The organism is Winogradskyella pelagia (genome assembly GCF_017581965.1).
Classification (GTDB): domain Bacteria; phylum Bacteroidota; class Bacteroidia; order Flavobacteriales; family Flavobacteriaceae; genus Winogradskyella; species Winogradskyella pelagia.
Map to the genome: position 1 here is coordinate 1 of NZ_JAGEVF010000015.1, position 15,341 is coordinate 15,341.

General features: G+C 34.9%; 16 protein-coding genes. 8 read left to right on the top strand and 8 right to left on the bottom strand.

The features are described 5' to 3' along the window. From J4050_RS14300 to J4050_RS14315, 4 genes are all read left to right on the top strand, one after another. Positions 1 to 638, top strand: a 638-nt coding sequence (locus J4050_RS14300; protein WP_438874720.1) for a DUF6973 domain-containing protein, incomplete at its 5' end; no start/stop codon positions are given. Beyond that, on the top strand, positions 639 to 1,052 hold the full coding sequence (locus J4050_RS14305; protein ID WP_208155282.1) for a hypothetical protein: 414 nt from the start codon (positions 639 to 641) through the stop codon (positions 1,050 to 1,052). A gap of 21 nt (positions 1,053 to 1,073) precedes the next feature. Then, positions 1,074 to 1,520, top strand: coding sequence for a hypothetical protein (locus tag J4050_RS14310; RefSeq protein ID WP_208155283.1), 447 nt, complete (start codon positions 1,074 to 1,076; stop codon positions 1,518 to 1,520). Between the two features lie 15 nt (positions 1,521 to 1,535). After that, positions 1,536 to 2,123, top strand: a complete 588-nt coding sequence (locus tag J4050_RS14315; RefSeq protein WP_208155284.1) for a hypothetical protein — start codon at positions 1,536 to 1,538, stop codon at positions 2,121 to 2,123. Here the strand turns inward: J4050_RS14315 and J4050_RS14320 are convergent. Together J4050_RS14320 and J4050_RS14325 are read right to left on the bottom strand one after the other, a co-directional pair. Then, complete coding sequence (locus tag J4050_RS14320; RefSeq protein WP_208155285.1) at positions 2,075 to 3,619, bottom strand: Rne/Rng family ribonuclease; 1,545 nt, start codon at positions 3,617 to 3,619, stop codon at positions 2,075 to 2,077. The two genes, J4050_RS14315 and J4050_RS14320, sit on opposite strands and share 49 nt — an antisense overlap. Before the next feature lie 306 nt (positions 3,620 to 3,925). Beyond that, positions 3,926 to 4,216, bottom strand: coding sequence for an HU family DNA-binding protein (locus tag J4050_RS14325; protein ID WP_076619727.1), 291 nt, complete (start codon positions 4,214 to 4,216; stop codon positions 3,926 to 3,928). A 134-nt stretch (positions 4,217 to 4,350) separates the two neighbouring features. On the opposite strand from J4050_RS14325, the gene mutY reads away from it, so the two are divergent. The 4 genes from mutY (at position 4,351) to gldD (ending at position 7,837) form a co-directional block, all read left to right on the top strand. After that, positions 4,351 to 5,403: an A/G-specific adenine glycosylase gene (gene mutY, locus J4050_RS14330; RefSeq protein ID WP_208155286.1), complete on the top strand. Its 1,053-nt coding sequence runs from the start codon at positions 4,351 to 4,353 to the stop codon at positions 5,401 to 5,403. Between the two features lie 70 nt (positions 5,404 to 5,473). Further along, positions 5,474 to 5,926 (top strand): single-stranded DNA-binding protein, encoded by a 453-nt coding sequence (locus tag J4050_RS14335; RefSeq protein WP_208155287.1) that lies wholly within the window; start codon positions 5,474 to 5,476, stop codon positions 5,924 to 5,926. A 19-nt stretch (positions 5,927 to 5,945) separates the two neighbouring features. Continuing rightward, the gene (locus J4050_RS14340) at positions 5,946 to 7,265 is read left to right on the top strand and encodes a gliding motility-associated protein GldE (protein WP_243878653.1); all 1,320 of its coding nucleotides are present in this window, start codon (positions 5,946 to 5,948) and stop codon (positions 7,263 to 7,265) included. After that, the gene (gldD, locus tag J4050_RS14345; protein ID WP_208155289.1) at positions 7,262 to 7,837 is read left to right on the top strand and encodes a gliding motility lipoprotein GldD; all 576 of its coding nucleotides are present in this window, start codon (positions 7,262 to 7,264) and stop codon (positions 7,835 to 7,837) included. The genes J4050_RS14340 and gldD overlap by 4 nt, the downstream gene beginning before the upstream one ends. A gap of 12 nt (positions 7,838 to 7,849) precedes the next feature. Here gldD and pgi read toward each other — a convergent pair whose 3' ends face one another. The 6 genes from pgi to J4050_RS14375 all read right to left on the bottom strand — a co-directional run bounded on the left by pgi (position 7,850) and on the right by J4050_RS14375 (position 15,203). After that, positions 7,850 to 9,493: a glucose-6-phosphate isomerase gene (gene pgi / locus J4050_RS14350; RefSeq protein ID WP_208155290.1), complete on the bottom strand. Its 1,644-nt coding sequence runs from the start codon at positions 9,491 to 9,493 to the stop codon at positions 7,850 to 7,852. Positions 9,494 to 9,497: 4 nt separating this feature from the next. Next, a complete protein-coding gene (locus J4050_RS14355; protein ID WP_208155291.1) occupies positions 9,498 to 10,796 on the bottom strand; it encodes a peptidoglycan DD-metalloendopeptidase family protein in 1,299 nt (432 codons plus the stop codon). Between the two features lie 15 nt (positions 10,797 to 10,811). Then, positions 10,812 to 11,744: a tryptophan 2,3-dioxygenase family protein gene (locus tag J4050_RS14360; protein WP_208155292.1), complete on the bottom strand. Its 933-nt coding sequence runs from the start codon at positions 11,742 to 11,744 to the stop codon at positions 10,812 to 10,814. A gap of 3 nt (positions 11,745 to 11,747) precedes the next feature. Beyond that, positions 11,748 to 12,530 (bottom strand): DUF3108 domain-containing protein, encoded by a 783-nt coding sequence (locus J4050_RS14365; RefSeq protein WP_208155293.1) that lies wholly within the window; start codon positions 12,528 to 12,530, stop codon positions 11,748 to 11,750. 280 nt (positions 12,531 to 12,810) lie between these two features. Continuing rightward, positions 12,811 to 13,971: a 4-hydroxyphenylpyruvate dioxygenase gene (gene hppD / locus J4050_RS14370; protein ID WP_208155294.1), complete on the bottom strand. Its 1,161-nt coding sequence runs from the start codon at positions 13,969 to 13,971 to the stop codon at positions 12,811 to 12,813. A 74-nt stretch (positions 13,972 to 14,045) separates the two neighbouring features. After that, complete coding sequence (locus J4050_RS14375) at positions 14,046 to 15,203, bottom strand: homogentisate 1,2-dioxygenase (protein WP_208155295.1); 1,158 nt, start codon at positions 15,201 to 15,203, stop codon at positions 14,046 to 14,048. Between the last annotated feature and the right edge of the window lie 138 nt (positions 15,204 to 15,341).

Sequence of the window (15,341 nt, forward strand, 5' to 3'; positions counted from 1 at the left end):
ACCCCAATTTGGTCTACGCGCTCAATAGGGTGGAGAGTGAGATTATTGCCAATTACCTAAATGATAACCAGTGTAGCCAAGAGGCGCAAGGGTTTGCTCTTCCAGCAATAGATGCCATTGTGGAAGGGCTTAATTCAGATGTAGAAATTATTCTTTATGTAATTGAAAATGAACAAAATTATAGAGATGATATGTCTTCAGATGAATTGGCATTTTTTGATACATTATCTACCAATCAACAACTAGGCTATTTGGTAAGTGCAGAAGAAGCTAAAAGAATTTCTAATGAGTTGTTTGAAACATTTTGCGAAAGATATAACGGCAAAGGAGACGCATTTAGACACGCATACTGGAACATTCTCAGCTCAATACGTATTGGTGTATATTTAACAAGTGAATTAACAACGCGACATGAGAATATTTCATTTCAGTACGCCTTTCATGGTAAAGAAGTAGAGATGGACCTATATAACAATAACATAGGTAGAAGTTTTGTCGAAAATGGCATAGACAACCTCTTATTAGCCCGCCAAACGATTCAAACCGCCTTTGATAATGGAGATTTAAGATACCTAAATAACCAAGATGGAAGTTGTAGGGCAACTTTCTCATCCGTTTTAACACCAACTAACGAATAGATGAAAAAAATTATTATTTCCTCGGCTTTAATTCTTTTCTTTCTTTCTTGTGAAAGCATATTTCAACTAAAGCCTGATCAAACCATAGAAGAAAGGATCATGGATGAAATAAATCGAGAAGATATGGTATTTGATCTATCGACCCTTAGCAGTTTTGAATGGGATAGCGTCATAATTCTGGGGCCTTATACAATTGTTGAGGATACAGAGAAACTGTTTGACTTAAATTTATCAAATATCTCAAGAAATGGCATTGAATACAGTGATTCATATAATTTACTCGTTTTTCTACGTGGTAAAAAGTCTGTAAAAATAACTGAAGTGAATTTATCTTTAGGTCCAGTTCGAAAAATATTTGAGAAAGAGAAATTAAGAATTCGTAAAGAGCAAAACAACTATATCTTATTCAACTAGTTGAATATATTATTACTTAATATGAAATTTTTAGCAGCAATTTTATTTAGCTCAATAAGTATTCTAATTATTAATTGCCAGAATTCAATTACAGATTTTTCAAGTTTAAAAATGGTTGATAACAAAGAACTAAAATCTACATTATTTAACATTAATAATAGCTTTCTTCATAAAGATAAACTGGAGCGCTTTTTCATAAAGGGTTACAAAATATCCTCAATGGAAGAAATTGAATTTAATGATGGAGATGATAAAATGGAATTTTACTACTTCGCCGTCTCTAGTCTAGATGAAAATCCAGAAATTGATGGTAAGCTATACATTACAGACCGTTACAATTATCCTAAAATTGAAAAGATAATTGACAATAACAAAGACAACTGTTTTGACGTTATTATAAATCACAAAGTTAAAATAAGGGAAAGGGTTGAATCTCAAAATTTGACTATTAAACTCCCTTACTTTTAAACAGAGCTTTATTTTATGAGAAAAATTCAGTTTTTATTGATTATTCATGTTATATTTTTCAATGTAATTAATGGACAGGTCAGAGCAGATTATGCTATTTATTTAATGTTTGATTCATCTTTGAATGAGATAGTACGTTCGAATATTGGTTCTTATGAAGATTCAATAAGTTTTACCGTAATAAAAACTGAAGGAGAAATTCTTCCCTACACTTTAGTTGTTGACGAATCGGGGAAATTGAATAAGTTACTAAAGGGCAACACTAAAGAAAAATATTGTGTAATGACCTTTGTGCACGATGAAACACGTCATGAGAAAGATTCAATTTTAAAAATAAATAATAAAATCAATTCTATCCTTTACGAAGATTTTTTAAAGGTCCCGTTAATAACTTCAGAGATATATTGCAAGGTGCTAAAAAAGTCTTTATTATTGATATTGGAGAGAATACGGATAGTAGCCTTTACTATACAGCCCATGAGGTTGAATTTTAGGAACGTAAATGAAGCAAAAAACCCCTTCCAAATTCTGGAAGGGGTTTTTGTTAATAGATATTATTTGATTTTGTTACCATCTTTGTCAAAGAAATGGTATTCAAGATAAGTGTAAGCATCTCTAGGTAAAACTTTTACCCATTTTTTGTGTTCAAAAAACCACTTTGAACGTACTGATGGAAACCCTTTGGTTAGAAAGGCTGCTATAAAAGGATGCGCATTTAAGGTTATCTTAGTATAGTCTTTTTTAAGAATGCGCTCCAGGTCTTGGCCAATGCGCTCTACTACCTTAATCGGTGCTTCGATTTCATCGCCTCCTACTAAATTTGGATTCTGTTCCTTAGTTTTAATATTGCGTTCTGGCCTAACGCGCTGTCTGGTTATTTGCACTAAACCAAACTTACTCGGCGGCAATATTTTGTGTTTTGCTTTGTCGTCTTTCATCTCGTCTCTAAGATGATTGTAAAGCTTTTTACGGTTTTCGGCCCTGCCCATATCTATAAAGTCAATCACTATAATGCCTCCCATATCACGCAATCGTAATTGACGCGCTATCTCAGAGGCTGAGATAAGATTAACCTCTAGTGCTGTGTCCTCTTGGTTTTTTTCTTTATTAGAACGGTTACCGCTATTAACATCAATAACATGCATAGCTTCGGTATGTTCTACAACCAAATAGGCGCCTTTTGCCATGGATACGGTTCTACCAAACGTTGTTTTTATTTGGCGTTCTATCCCAAATTTTTCAAAAATTGGCACTCCGTTTTTGTAATGCTTTACAATAGACTCTTTTTTCGGTGCAATTTGTTGCACGTAATCTTTTACTTGAAGGTATAAGGCCTCATCATCTACAACAATACCAGAAAACGAATCATTAAAAATATCCCTTAAAATCGAGGATGCTTTATTCATTTCCCCTAACACTTTTGTAGGGTGATGTGCTTTATACAGCTTCTTGCACATTGCTGTCCATTTGCCCAGCAATGTTTGCAAATCATTGTCGAGATCAGCGACTTTCTTTCCTTCGGCAACAGTACGGATGATAACGCCAAAACCTTTTGGTGTTATACTCTTTACGAGTCGTTTTAAGCGGTCTTTCTCTTCTTGCGATTCAATTTTTTGCGAAATTGAAATTCGGTTAGAAAAAGGAACCAACACTATGTAGCGTCCAGCAATTGATAATTCTGAACTAATGCGAGGACCTTTAGTAGAAATAGGCTCTTTAACAACTTGTACTAAAATAGACTGATTGGATTTTAAAGCATCGACAATCTTGCCATGCTTGTCTAAATCTTTTTCTAAAGGAAAGTCTTTAAGTGAGTAATCTCTTAATTTCCCTGTGCTTACACGTTTAATGAATTTTAAAAGTGAAGGTAATTGTGGTCCAAGATCATGATAGTGTAAAAAACCATCTTTCTCGTAGCCAACATTGACAAATGCGGCATTTAGACCAGGCATAACTTTACGGATTTTGGCAATAAAAATATCACCTACCGCAAAATTATTATCCTCTTCATCTTTATGTAATTCAATAAGTTTTCCATCTTTTAATAAGGCAAAATCAACAATATCTGAACTCGATCTTACGATTAATTCTTTGTTCATAATGTTAATTTATATCTAACTCAAAACTATGAGGTAGATGGATTTTACTAAATTATTTGACACAGGATGTAATATCCAACAAATTTAAGGGCACTCTATTAATACCACTTAAATTCTATATCAAAGAACGTTTTGTTTTAAAACTGAAAAAAGTAGTTCTACAACTACTTTTTGCAATTTATTTCTTTTTGTGACGATTAGCGCGTCTACGTTTTTTACGCTTATGCGTCGCTACCTTGTGTCTTTTTCTTTTTTTACCACTTGGCATAATTAATAATGCTTTTAATTAATATTGTTTTAATGCGTTTAGTTTACTTCAACATTAGATTTTACGCCTTCTAAGAACACTTTAGCAGGTTTAAATGCAGGTATGTTGTGTGCTGGAATTTTAATCGTTGTATTTTTAGAAATATTACGACCTGTTTTCTCAGCTCTTGTTTTAATTATAAAACTTCCGAAACCTCTTAAATATACGTTATCTCCACTCTCTAAAGAGGATTTTACTTCTTCCATAAAGGTTTCTACTGTAGCCTGAACATCTCCTTTTTCCATTCCTAGCTTATCAGATATTTTGGCTACTAAATCAGCTTTTGTCATTGTTATTAGTTTTAGGGTTACTATAAATTCTAAGGGATGCAAATATATGTAATTTAATTTCAATATTTAAAGCGTAATTAATTAAAATTTAACACGATAAAGATTTACTTTTGCTTGGTCTTCGATAAAAAACTATGGATTTTAGTACTGAACTAATTAACTGGTATTCAGCTAATAAGAGAAAACTCCCTTGGAGAGAAACCAAAAACCCATATTTTATTTGGCTTTCGGAAATTATTTTACAGCAAACTCAAGTTAAGCAAGGATTACCTTATTATAATGCATTTGTTAAGGAATTTCCAACCGTTTTTGACCTCGCTGAAGCTAGCGAAGAAACTGTTTTAAAGTTATGGCAAGGCTTAGGTTATTACTCTAGAGCAAGGAATTTGCACGCCTCAGCTAAGCACATAGCGTATACATTAAATGGGGAATTCCCAAAAACCTACGAGGATATTAAAAAACTTAAAGGCGTAGGTGATTACACGGCCAGTGCCATTGCCTCAATTGCATTTAATGAACCTGAAGCAGTTGTAGATGGCAATGTCTACAGAGTTCTGTCTCGATATTTTGGTTTAGACACAGCTATTAATTCTACGGAAGGTATAAAAGCATTTAAAACCCTTGCCCAACGGTTAATTGATAAAAAACAGCCTGCTAGTTACAACCAAGCTATTATGGAGTTTGGAGCCCTTCAGTGCAAACCCAAAGCACCCTGCTGTTTAGTATGCCCTTTACAAGATGGTTGTGTAGCGCTTCAACAAAACAAAATCAACCAACTCCCTGTAAAGCTTAAAAAAACTAAGGTTACCAAAAAGTTTTTTAATTATATGGTTTGTGTGGATCAAGACCAAAATATTTTATTTGAAAAACGACAAGGCAAAGGCATTTGGCAAAATCTATACCAATTCCCTTTAATTGAAAGTGATAAGAGTTTGGATGCTGAAGAATTTGAATTGTTAGGTTTTGAAGCACGTGTCTTAAAGAATGTGCCGTTTGATTACACCCTTTACAATGAGGCAGACAAAGTCCATAAGTTATCGCATCAGCATTTACATACAAAATTTTGGATTGTTGAGGTAAAGAAAACACTGCCTAAAAACAAGGTTGCACTAAAGGATATCAACAAATATCCAGTACCAGTTCTTATCGGAGATTTTATTGAGGAGTTCAATTTTGAGTCTATCTAAGAATAAAAAAATTAGTATTTTTAATAATAGATAATCAATTCAGTAATTTTACAGGCTAAATTATAAAACTATGTCAGGAACTTTGAATAAGGTAATGCTAATTGGGCATTTAGGAGATGAAGTAAAGATGCATTATTTCGATGATAAGAATTGTGTTGGACGCTTCCCTTTAGCTACAAACGAAACCTATACAAATAAAACTACTAACGAACGTGTCTCCAATACAGAATGGCACAATATTGTTGTACGCAATAAAGCTGCTGAAATTTGTGAAAAATACTTAAGCAAGGGAGATAAGGTCTACATAGAAGGCAGAATAAAAACCAGAAAATGGACAGACGATAAAGGAATGGAACGTTACTCTACCGAAATTCAGTGTACCGACTTCACCTTTCTTTCTAACAAAAACGAAACTCAACAATCACAGCCTAGCAACAATCCAAGTCCTGCTGCATCAGAGCCACCGCAGCAAGCACCAAACAGCATAGTGCCAGATGGTGATGGTGATGATTTACCATTCTAAGTATTTAACTAACCCTATTTTGGACCCAGAACCCTCGGTTTTTATTTTAAATATAGTTGTAACGGATACGTCCTTCATTACAAGTATTGCCTTGCTTATAGTCTTGTTAGTATGTTCTGGTCTAATCTCTGGAGCAGAGGTCGCCTTGTTTTCTCTAACAAAAGCCAATATTGATGAAGGTTTAGATAACAAGTCTGTACCAATGAAGATTATTGCAGACTTGCTCAAGAAACCTAAAAAATTGCTGGCAACGATTCTGGTAGCCAACAACTTTATAAATATAGCCATAGTACTTCTATTTGCTTTTATTGGCGAAACGTTGTTTCATAATATTTCAAATACCTTAGCTCGATTTTTACTCGAGGTGGTGTCTGCTACGTTTTTAATTTTGCTGTTCGGTGAAATCATCCCTAAAATCTATGCAAGCCGCAATAGCATTAAGTTTTCTAGTTTTATGGCTAGGCCATTAAAGGTATTGGATATCCTATTCTCACCTTTAAGTCTACCAATGCGCTATGTAACGTTAAAAATTCAAGATACCTTAGGTAAAAAACGGTCTAATCTCAGCGTTGACCAACTATCCCAGGCCTTAGAATTAACCAGTAGTGAGGATACTACACAAGAAGAACAAAAACTCCTCCAGGGTATTGTATCATTTGGTAACACAGACACTAAGCAAGTAATGCGCCCTAGGATGGACTTATTTGCCTTAGATATTGAGACATCTTTTAAAAGCATTATAGCCGATATTATAGATAATGGCTACTCACGTATCCCTGTTTATGAGGAGAGCATTGATACCATTAAAGGCGTTTTGTACGTAAAAGACCTATTACCACATTTAGATAAAAAAGATTTTGATTGGACTACACTACTGCGAGAACCTTTCTTTGTGCCAGAAAACAAAAAGTTAGATGATTTAATGGTTGAGTTCCAGAACAAAAAAGTACATCTGGCGGTTGTAGTAGATGAATACGGAGGGACCTCTGGACTTGTGTCCTTAGAAGATATCATTGAAGAAATCGTTGGCGATATTAGTGATGAATACGACGATGACGACCTTATTTTCACCAAAATTGATGACCAGAACTATAGTTTTGAAGGAAAAACGCCTTTAAAAGATGTATATAAGATAGTTGGGTTAGACGACGAGATTGAAGAATTTGAAGCTAAAAAGGGTGAGGCCGAAACCTTGGCTGGTTTCGTTTTAGAGATTTCTGGTGGGTTTCCTCGTATTGGAAGTAAAATAAACTTCAGAAATTACGTTTTTACTATTGAGGCCTTAGAGCGAAAACGCATTAAACAAATTAAATTTACCCTATTAAACCACCCTGAATGAAAAACAGTATTATTATATTAATTTTTTGTTTTTTATACCTCAGTTGCGGCGATAACCCTCTGCCTAAACCCCAAGCTTATTTAAGACTAGAATATCCTAAAGCCAAATACAAATTGGTAAATAGTCCTTTACCTTTTGTTTTTGATAAGAACATACTAGCCAAGCCTATAGATTCCATAAATATTTCTGGTTTAACTAAAGGGATAGACATTTCTTATCCAAGCTTAAAAGCTACCATATATCTCACTTACAAGGAGGTTAATTCTACTAATCTCAATAGTTTATTAAGAGACGCACAAACCCTAACACAAAAACACACAATAAAAGCGGACGAAATTAAACAAAAAGAATTTTTGAATGGGGAACATAACGTTTACGGTATGTTTTACGAAGTTGGTGGTGACGCAGCATCACAATCCCAATTCTACGTCACAGACAGTACCAATCACTTTTTAAGCGGTTCCCTTTATTTTTATACTAAACCTAATTATGACTCCATTTATCCGGCTTCGGAATATCTAAAAAAGGACATAAAACATCTTATGGAGAGTATTAGATGGAAGAATAACTAAAAGCTTTAAACACTACTTATTTTGCCTATAAAACTCTAATAGATTATTTGTAGACCCATCATGCTCTAATTTAGAATCTGATTTGAGTTCTTTAAGAATAGATTTTGCTAGCTGTTTCCCTAATTCTACACCAAATTGATCATAACTGTAAATGTTCCAAATTATGCCTTGGACAAATATTTTGTGCTCATACATGGCAATGAGCTTACCTAAGCTTTCTGGTGTTAACTTATCTATTAAAATAGACGTCGTTGGTTTGTTTCCTTCGAATATTTTAAATGGCAATAACTTTGTCTTCTCCTCTTCTGATAAATTTCCAGAATTTAACTCTGCCAGAACCTCATCTTCTGATTTTCCGTTCATTAAAGCTTCAGTTTGTGCAAAATAATTTGACATCAATTTATCGTGGTGGTCTTTATCGCCATGTAATGATTTTACAAAGCCGATAAAATCTGTAGGAATCAACTTTGTTCCTTGATGTATCAACTGAAAAAAAGCATGCTGCGAATTGGTTCCAGGTTCACCCCAAATAATAGTACCCGTTTGATAGTTAACCCTATTCCCGTGACGGTCTACACTCTTACCATTGCTTTCCATGATGCCTTGCTGCAGATACGTTGCAAATTGATTGAGATATTGGGTATAAGGAATAATAGCCTCACTTTCGGCATTAAAAAAGTTATTGTACCACACTGTCAATAACCCTGCAATTACCGGAATATTTTCGCTAAAATCTGTTGTTTTAAAATGCTTGTCCATCTTTTGAGCGCCATTGAGCAGATTTTCAAAATTCTCATAGCCTAAGGCTAAACTGATTGATAGCCCTACCGCACTCCACAATGAGAAACGACCTCCAACCCAATCCTTCATTGGGAAAATATTAGAGGCGTCTATTCCAAATTCTTTTACACTATCAATATTTGTAGATACCGCAACAAAATGCTTAGAAATGGCTTCCTTTGGTAAGGATTCTAAAAACCAACGCCTGATTGAGTTGGCATTTGAAAGGGTTTCTTGAGTGGTAAATGTTTTTGAAACTATTACAAATAAGGTGGTCTCTGGATTTAAATTCTTAATAACCTCATTGTAATGGTCGCCATCAACATTACTTACAAAATGGGTTGTTAAGTGATTCTTATAAAACTGTAGTGTATCTACTACCATAGCAGGTCCAAGATCAGAACCACCAATTCCTATATTAACTATATCGGTAATAGACTTACCGGTAAATCCCTTGTGTGTACCTGAAACTATGGCGTCCGTAAAAAGCTTGATTTTCTCTCTAACTTGGTAAATACCAGGAACCACATTTTCGTCATTTACTAAAACCGTTTCTGTATTATCGGCTCTCAAAGCCGTGTGCAATACTGCCCTACCTTCAGTTTCATTGATGATATCACCACCAAAATATTTTGAGATAGCATCTTCTAAATTGACCTCCTGTGCTAACTTAATCAGTAGATTTAATGTGTTTTTTGTTATGCGGTTCTTTGAAAAATCTACATAAAAATCTTCCCAATTAATAGTAAGCTGATTTGCTCTGTTTTCATCTTCAGAGAAAAGCTCTTTTAAATGTTTAGAATTTAGATGGTTATAGTGAGATGCAAGCTCTTGCCATGCCTTTGTTTCAGTTGGGTTGGTGTTTCTTAATGCCATTCTTCTATGAAATTGGGTCTTCGGTTATGGTATTCTCAGGATTTTTTGGCTCTGCCTCAAGGAAATAGATATCATCAAGACGCTTTTTAATAGGTTTGATATACTCTAAATATCTCAACTTCAATCTTTCGGAAATTGGTTCTGCTTCTGGGAGTTTTTCCCTGAACGGATCGACTTGCCTACCATTTTTCCAGAATCTGTAACAGACGTGTGGCCCACCAGTATTACCAGTCATACCGACTTTCCCTATAATATCTCCTTGCTTAACAAATTGCCCTTTTTTAACAAGACGCTTGCTCATATGAAGATATTGAGTAGTGTAGGTGGCATTATGCCTAATCTTTACATACTTTCCATTTCCACCTTTTCTTGTAGATTCTATAACCGTTCCGTTAGCTGTAGCCATAATTGGTGTTCCAACAGGAGCAGCAAAGTCTGTTCCTTTGTGAGGCCTTACTTTATAACCATAGTACGCTATGCGTCTTTTTAGATTGTAACGCGATGATAGTCTACCAAACTTCACTGGCATTTTTAAAAACGCACGGCGCAGATTTTTTGCATCTTCGTTAAAATAATCCTTAATACCTTTTATAGAATCTGTTTCAAACTGAAATGCATAAAGTGAATCTCCGTTGTGTTCAAAGTAAGCTGCTTTTACATTGTGTACGCCTGCATATAGGGTGTCATCTATGTATTTATCTGTATAAATCACTTTAAAACGATCACCTTTTTGTAAACGTCTAAAATCTATAGTCCATGCATAAATATCATCAGCCAGTTTATTAACCAAAACCTGACTGAGACCCATTTCTTCTATGGTTTCTGATATTGAACTTTCAATTATTCCTGTAGCAGTTTTTTCTATATACTTTATGGGTTTTTTGCTTGTGTAAGCTTGTATAGAATCCTTAAAATTAATAACTACATATTCTTCAACATTGGGTTGATAAATAAATGCTGTTGGAATTTCTAAACTATCCTTTGAGCATAATAGCGTATAAGGCTTACCAGGAACTAACCTCCTTGCAATATCAAAGGTGTCTTTAGCCTTTTCGGCGATTTGAAATATTTTAGGATAGCCAATTTTATTGCGCTCTAGAATTTCACCAAAACTATCGCCCTTTTTTATAGTATCTCTCTTAACCACATAATTGTTGAGGTTGAAACCAAATTCAATATTGTCTTTTTTTACGACCTCAGCAAGTTTTTTCTTTTCTACAGAAACATCTTGTTTTTGATTGTTTTTACAACCAAAAAAACTTGCTGCGATTACGGTTAGTGCTATTAATCGTTTTAACTGCATTAGTTTATAAGCTAATTATATATTATTTCCCCAATTTTTAAGTTCTTCTTCCGTCCATAATTCAGGGAAGAAAATCCGCCTCTGATATTTTGGATGCATATATTTTTTCCAGTCGCTACCACCTGTTGCCTCTCCGTCACCGATACCACTTTCAATATAATGTCTAGCGGCATTATAATGGGCCATTACCCAAGTTACATTTACTGTATAATCGTAATGGCGCATGGCCTTAACCAGGTCTTCATCCGCTCTGTCTTCTTCGGGCAACTCATTAAATCTCGTCCATAGATTTTTAGTGTTATATTTTTCCATGAACCTCAAGAACTCATCTTTATAGCGCTTTTCAAAATTAACCAAAAGGGTAGATTTTTTACCAGTTTTATGGTCTTTTCCAGCCGCCTGCCAATACAGATGCTCAAACGCGTGAGTAAATGGTGTGTCTCTATCAATATTTTCCCTAAATCTATAATCAATGAGATTAATAAGTCTAGTAGATGCGAATTCAATAAACCTATACTGTGCACTCTGAAAACCACTAGCTGGTGTTAAGGTATATCTAAATTTCATGTATTGCTCTACCTCCATTCCTTCTCTCATAATGTTAAAGGATGTTGTGAGCATATCAAAGTAACGGCTGACCCGCATTATTTTACTTTCAAAAAAAGTAACATCTAAATTCTCTCGTTCAGCTACTTGTTCTATTTCCCATAGAATCATTTTAAAGATGAGCTCATTAATTTGATGATAGGCTATAAAAACCATCTCATCAGGTAAGTTGGTCCTTTGTATTTGAAGATTTAACAACGCATCGGTTTGAATATAATCCCAATATGTAATCGGCTTGCTATATAGCAAGCCGTATAAATGGTCATCCGTATCCTGATCTATTAATGAATACTTCTCTTGAAGTTCTTTTAAAATATAATCGAAGTTAGGCTGGTCTGGCATAAATTAATTATCGAATTCTACTTGGAAAGAGTGCTTTAAACCTTTAAATGCGACCAAATCTGCTCGCAAGGATCCAACGGCTAAATCCGCTTTTATTTTTAATGGTATTTTATTTTCATCGGCACTAACCCAAAGTGTTAAACTCTCTTCTTCTTTGAATACACGGCCGGCTAAGACATAAGGTCTAAATTTGAGCGTTTTTACCCTTCCGAATTGTGTTTTAATGGTTTGCCGACCTAAATACTTAAGCCTAAAACCATAGTTTTCCTCGTCAAAAAACATATTAAGTGATACTATATCACCTCTTCTAATTTTATTTGTATCGTAGTTGTTTCTCAAATAATAGAAAGCAGATACCATATCTTGGACATCTTGTTCTGTGGATACTGTTGTTACTTTATTGTATTTTTTGTTATTAACTATAGCGGTCTGCTCCTCTTGCTTAAAGTCAATTTCGATATCCTTAGTATGCCCACCTTCATCTACCTTTCTAATAAACTTGTATGGCACATTAGTATCTTTATCAAAATAACTCTCGTAGCGATCTTCAACTTTAAAAAACCAGCTAATTGCTCCAGTGGTCCATCCTTTACCAATAACATGGTGAACGGGTTTTCCGTTTAATATGGTATCCTTTAAAGTTAACGTGCCCTCTCCTGCTTTGAGAAAACCACTGTAGCTCATCTCAAACTTAAACCACTCGCCTTCTTTGAATGCAGACTCTTTTTTTAAATCTGCAGATTGTAGTCCAGAGAGCAATAATAAAACCGTTAATAGTCCTTTCATAACATTCATAATTGCATTTTAAACCTTTCTATTTATTTACAAACGAATTTGTAATTAAAATTGTTACAATAAGACCTTTTGCAATTACTATTCCAAATGTATTAAATCATTGAATTACAATCCAAAATGATTAGTTAATTTTAAATTTTTTTCGATTTATGCTCACATTTTTAAACTTCTACGATGTACTGTAAAGGGACAACCCAGAAATCAACAATTAGATTTCTTAGAGTTGGTTTACAGCGCGTTTATCAGTAGGGAGTTAGACGCGCTTTCTCTTTTATAAGGTTCCTCTTTTGGCCTGTTCACGTTCTATTGATTCAAAAAGTGCTTTAAAGTTACCGGCTCCAAATCCTTGAGCTCCCATGCGTTGAATAATTTCAAAAAATAAGGTAGGTCGATCTTCCACAGGTTTTGTGAATATCTGCAACAGATAGCCTTCCTCATCTGCATCTACTAAAATGGATAACTTTTGAAGCTCTTTGATATCTTCTTTCATCATTTCCATGTGTACACCCAAACGCTCAGGAATCATATCATAATAACTCTGTGGAGGTGGTGGTAAAAATTCAACACCTCTTGCCTTTAATTGCGCAACTGTTTTTATTATATCATCTGTCGCAACTGCCAAATGTTGCACCCCAGAACCTTCATAAAAATCTAAATACTCCTCTATTTGCGATTTTTTTGCCGCTTCGGCTGGTTCATTAATCGGAAATTTAATACGTCCGTTACCATTGCTCATTACCTTACTCATTAAGGCAGAATACTCCGTATGTATTTGTTTATCATCAAATGACAGAAAGTTTACAAAGCCCATGACATCTTCGTACCATTTAACCCATTGGTTCATTTCACCCCAACCTACATTTCCTACCATATGGTCTATGTATTTTAGACCAACGGGTTCTGGATTGTAATCACTCCTCCACTCCACAAAACCAGGCATAAAAACACCCTTGTAATTTTTGCGCTCCACAAACATATGAACGGTTTCTCCATAGGTATAGATACCTGCTCTCACAACTTCTCCATGTTCATCGGTCTCCACCACAGGCTCCATATAGGATTTTGCACCGCGCTTAATAGTTTCTTCGTAAGACTTACGTGCATCGTCTACCCAAAGTGCAATGACTTTGACACCATCACCATGCTTCACGATATGGTCATTTATAGGCGACTTACTATTTAACGGTGTGGTTAAAACCAATCTTATTTTGTCTTGTTTTAAAACATAGCTTACATGATCTCTCGAGCCCGTTTCCAAGCCTTTGTAGGCGAAAGATTGGAATCCAAAAGCCGTTTTATAGAAGTGCGCTGACTGCTTAGCATTACCCACATAAAACTCTACATAATCTGTTCCTAAAAGTGGCAAAAAATCTTGAGCCCCTTCAAATATTTTCTCTAGACCATAGTCTACACTTTTTACTTCTTTAGCCATTATTTAATTTTTATGAGAAATACCTCTGCTAGATATTCCAATTAATTGATTTAGTAATTTATTTATACGTTCTTTTATTCTAACCAGGATTTAAAATAATCCTCATCAGCAATTTTCAATGCTTCTTCGGTGACTTTAAGTGGCTTAAAGGTATCTACCATAACCGCCAATTCATCGGTTTTTATTTTACCAATACTGCGCTCCATAGCACCAGGATGTGGTCCATGTGGTATCCCTGCTGGATGCAAGGATATATGGCCTGCATCGATATCATTTCTACTCATAAAATCACCATCTACATAATATAACACTTCGTCACTATCTATATTACTATGATTGTAAGGTGCTGGCACACTCAATGGATGGTAATCATATAATCTTGGAACAAAACTACAGACCACGAAGGCATCGGTTTCAAAGGTTTGATGCACTGGAGGTGGCTGATGGATACGACCAGTTATAGGTTCAAAATCATGAATGGAAAATGCGTAAGGATAATTGTAACCATCGTACCCTACCACATCAAAAGGATGTGAGGCATAGACCATCTCAATGATTTCATCCTGTTTTTTAATTTTAATCAAAAAATCACCTGATTCATTATAGGTTTCCAATTCCTGAGGTTGCCTTAGATCGCGCTCACAAAAAGGTGAGTGCTCTAACAACTGCCCAAACCAGTTTCTATAGCGCTTAGGTGTATAAATTGGTCGATAGGATTCTACGATAAATAGTCTATTGTCTTCAGTATCAAAATCGAGTTTATAAATAATCCCTCTCGGAACTAATAGATAATCGCCATATTTAAAATCTAGGTTACCCAACATGGTGCGTAGTTTACCTGTTCCTTTATGAATAAATATGAGTTCATCTGCATCGGTGTTTTTATAAAAATAGTCCTTGGTTGATGTTTGAGGTGCCGCAAGGATAATATTGCAGTCACTATTGGTTAGAACCATTTTTCTGCTGTCTAAATAGTCCTTTTCTGGTTTAACCTGAAAACCTCTAAACCGATAAGATTGCATATTATTCGTCTTAGCAATTTTTGGAGCAACACTATATTGCTTTTTTATGGCTTTGACCTGTGTTGGCCGCTGCTCGTGGTAGCTATTGGTTGACATACCGTCGAAACCAATAGTGCCAAATAGTTGTTCATAATAAAAACTACCATCTGGTTTTTTAAACTGTGTGTGACGTTTCGGTGGGATTTTTCCTAACTTATGATAGAATGGCATATTTTGATATGTTTAAGAGTTGAATATTAAAAATGGACTCTTTTTCTGAGCTAAGACTATGCTCGGTTTAGAGTAGCTAATTCAATATGATTTAAAGGTACAAAAAATGCGTATTTATTCTGGATTCCTTTTGATAAG

Bases quoted from the DNA above. Each gene is read 5' to 3' on its own strand.
- J4050_RS14305 (WP_208155282.1), top strand. From the start codon at position 639: ATGAAAAAAATTATTATTTCCTCGGCTTTAATTCTTTTCTTTCTTTCT.
- J4050_RS14310 (WP_208155283.1), top strand. From the start codon at position 1,074: ATGAAATTTTTAGCAGCAATTTTATTTAGCTCAATAAGTATTCTAATT.
- J4050_RS14315 (WP_208155284.1), top strand. From the start codon at position 1,536: ATGAGAAAAATTCAGTTTTTATTGATTATTCATGTTATATTTTTCAAT.
- J4050_RS14320 (WP_208155285.1), bottom strand. From the start codon at position 3,619: ATGAACAAAGAATTAATCGTAAGATCGAGTTCAGATATTGTTGATTTT.
- J4050_RS14325 (WP_076619727.1), bottom strand. From the start codon at position 4,216: ATGACAAAAGCTGATTTAGTAGCCAAAATATCTGATAAGCTAGGAATG.
- mutY (WP_208155286.1), top strand. From the start codon at position 4,351: ATGGATTTTAGTACTGAACTAATTAACTGGTATTCAGCTAATAAGAGA.
- J4050_RS14335 (WP_208155287.1), top strand. From the start codon at position 5,474: ATGTCAGGAACTTTGAATAAGGTAATGCTAATTGGGCATTTAGGAGAT.
- gldD (WP_208155289.1), top strand. From the start codon at position 7,262: ATGAAAAACAGTATTATTATATTAATTTTTTGTTTTTTATACCTCAGT.
- pgi (WP_208155290.1), bottom strand. From the start codon at position 9,493: ATGGCATTAAGAAACACCAACCCAACTGAAACAAAGGCATGGCAAGAG.
- J4050_RS14355 (WP_208155291.1), bottom strand. From the start codon at position 10,796: ATGCAGTTAAAACGATTAATAGCACTAACCGTAATCGCAGCAAGTTTT.
- J4050_RS14360 (WP_208155292.1), bottom strand. From the start codon at position 11,744: ATGCCAGACCAGCCTAACTTCGATTATATTTTAAAAGAACTTCAAGAG.
- J4050_RS14365 (WP_208155293.1), bottom strand. From the start codon at position 12,530: ATGAAAGGACTATTAACGGTTTTATTATTGCTCTCTGGACTACAATCT.
- hppD (WP_208155294.1), bottom strand. From the start codon at position 13,971: ATGGCTAAAGAAGTAAAAAGTGTAGACTATGGTCTAGAGAAAATATTT.
- J4050_RS14375 (WP_208155295.1), bottom strand. From the start codon at position 15,203: ATGCCATTCTATCATAAGTTAGGAAAAATCCCACCGAAACGTCACACA.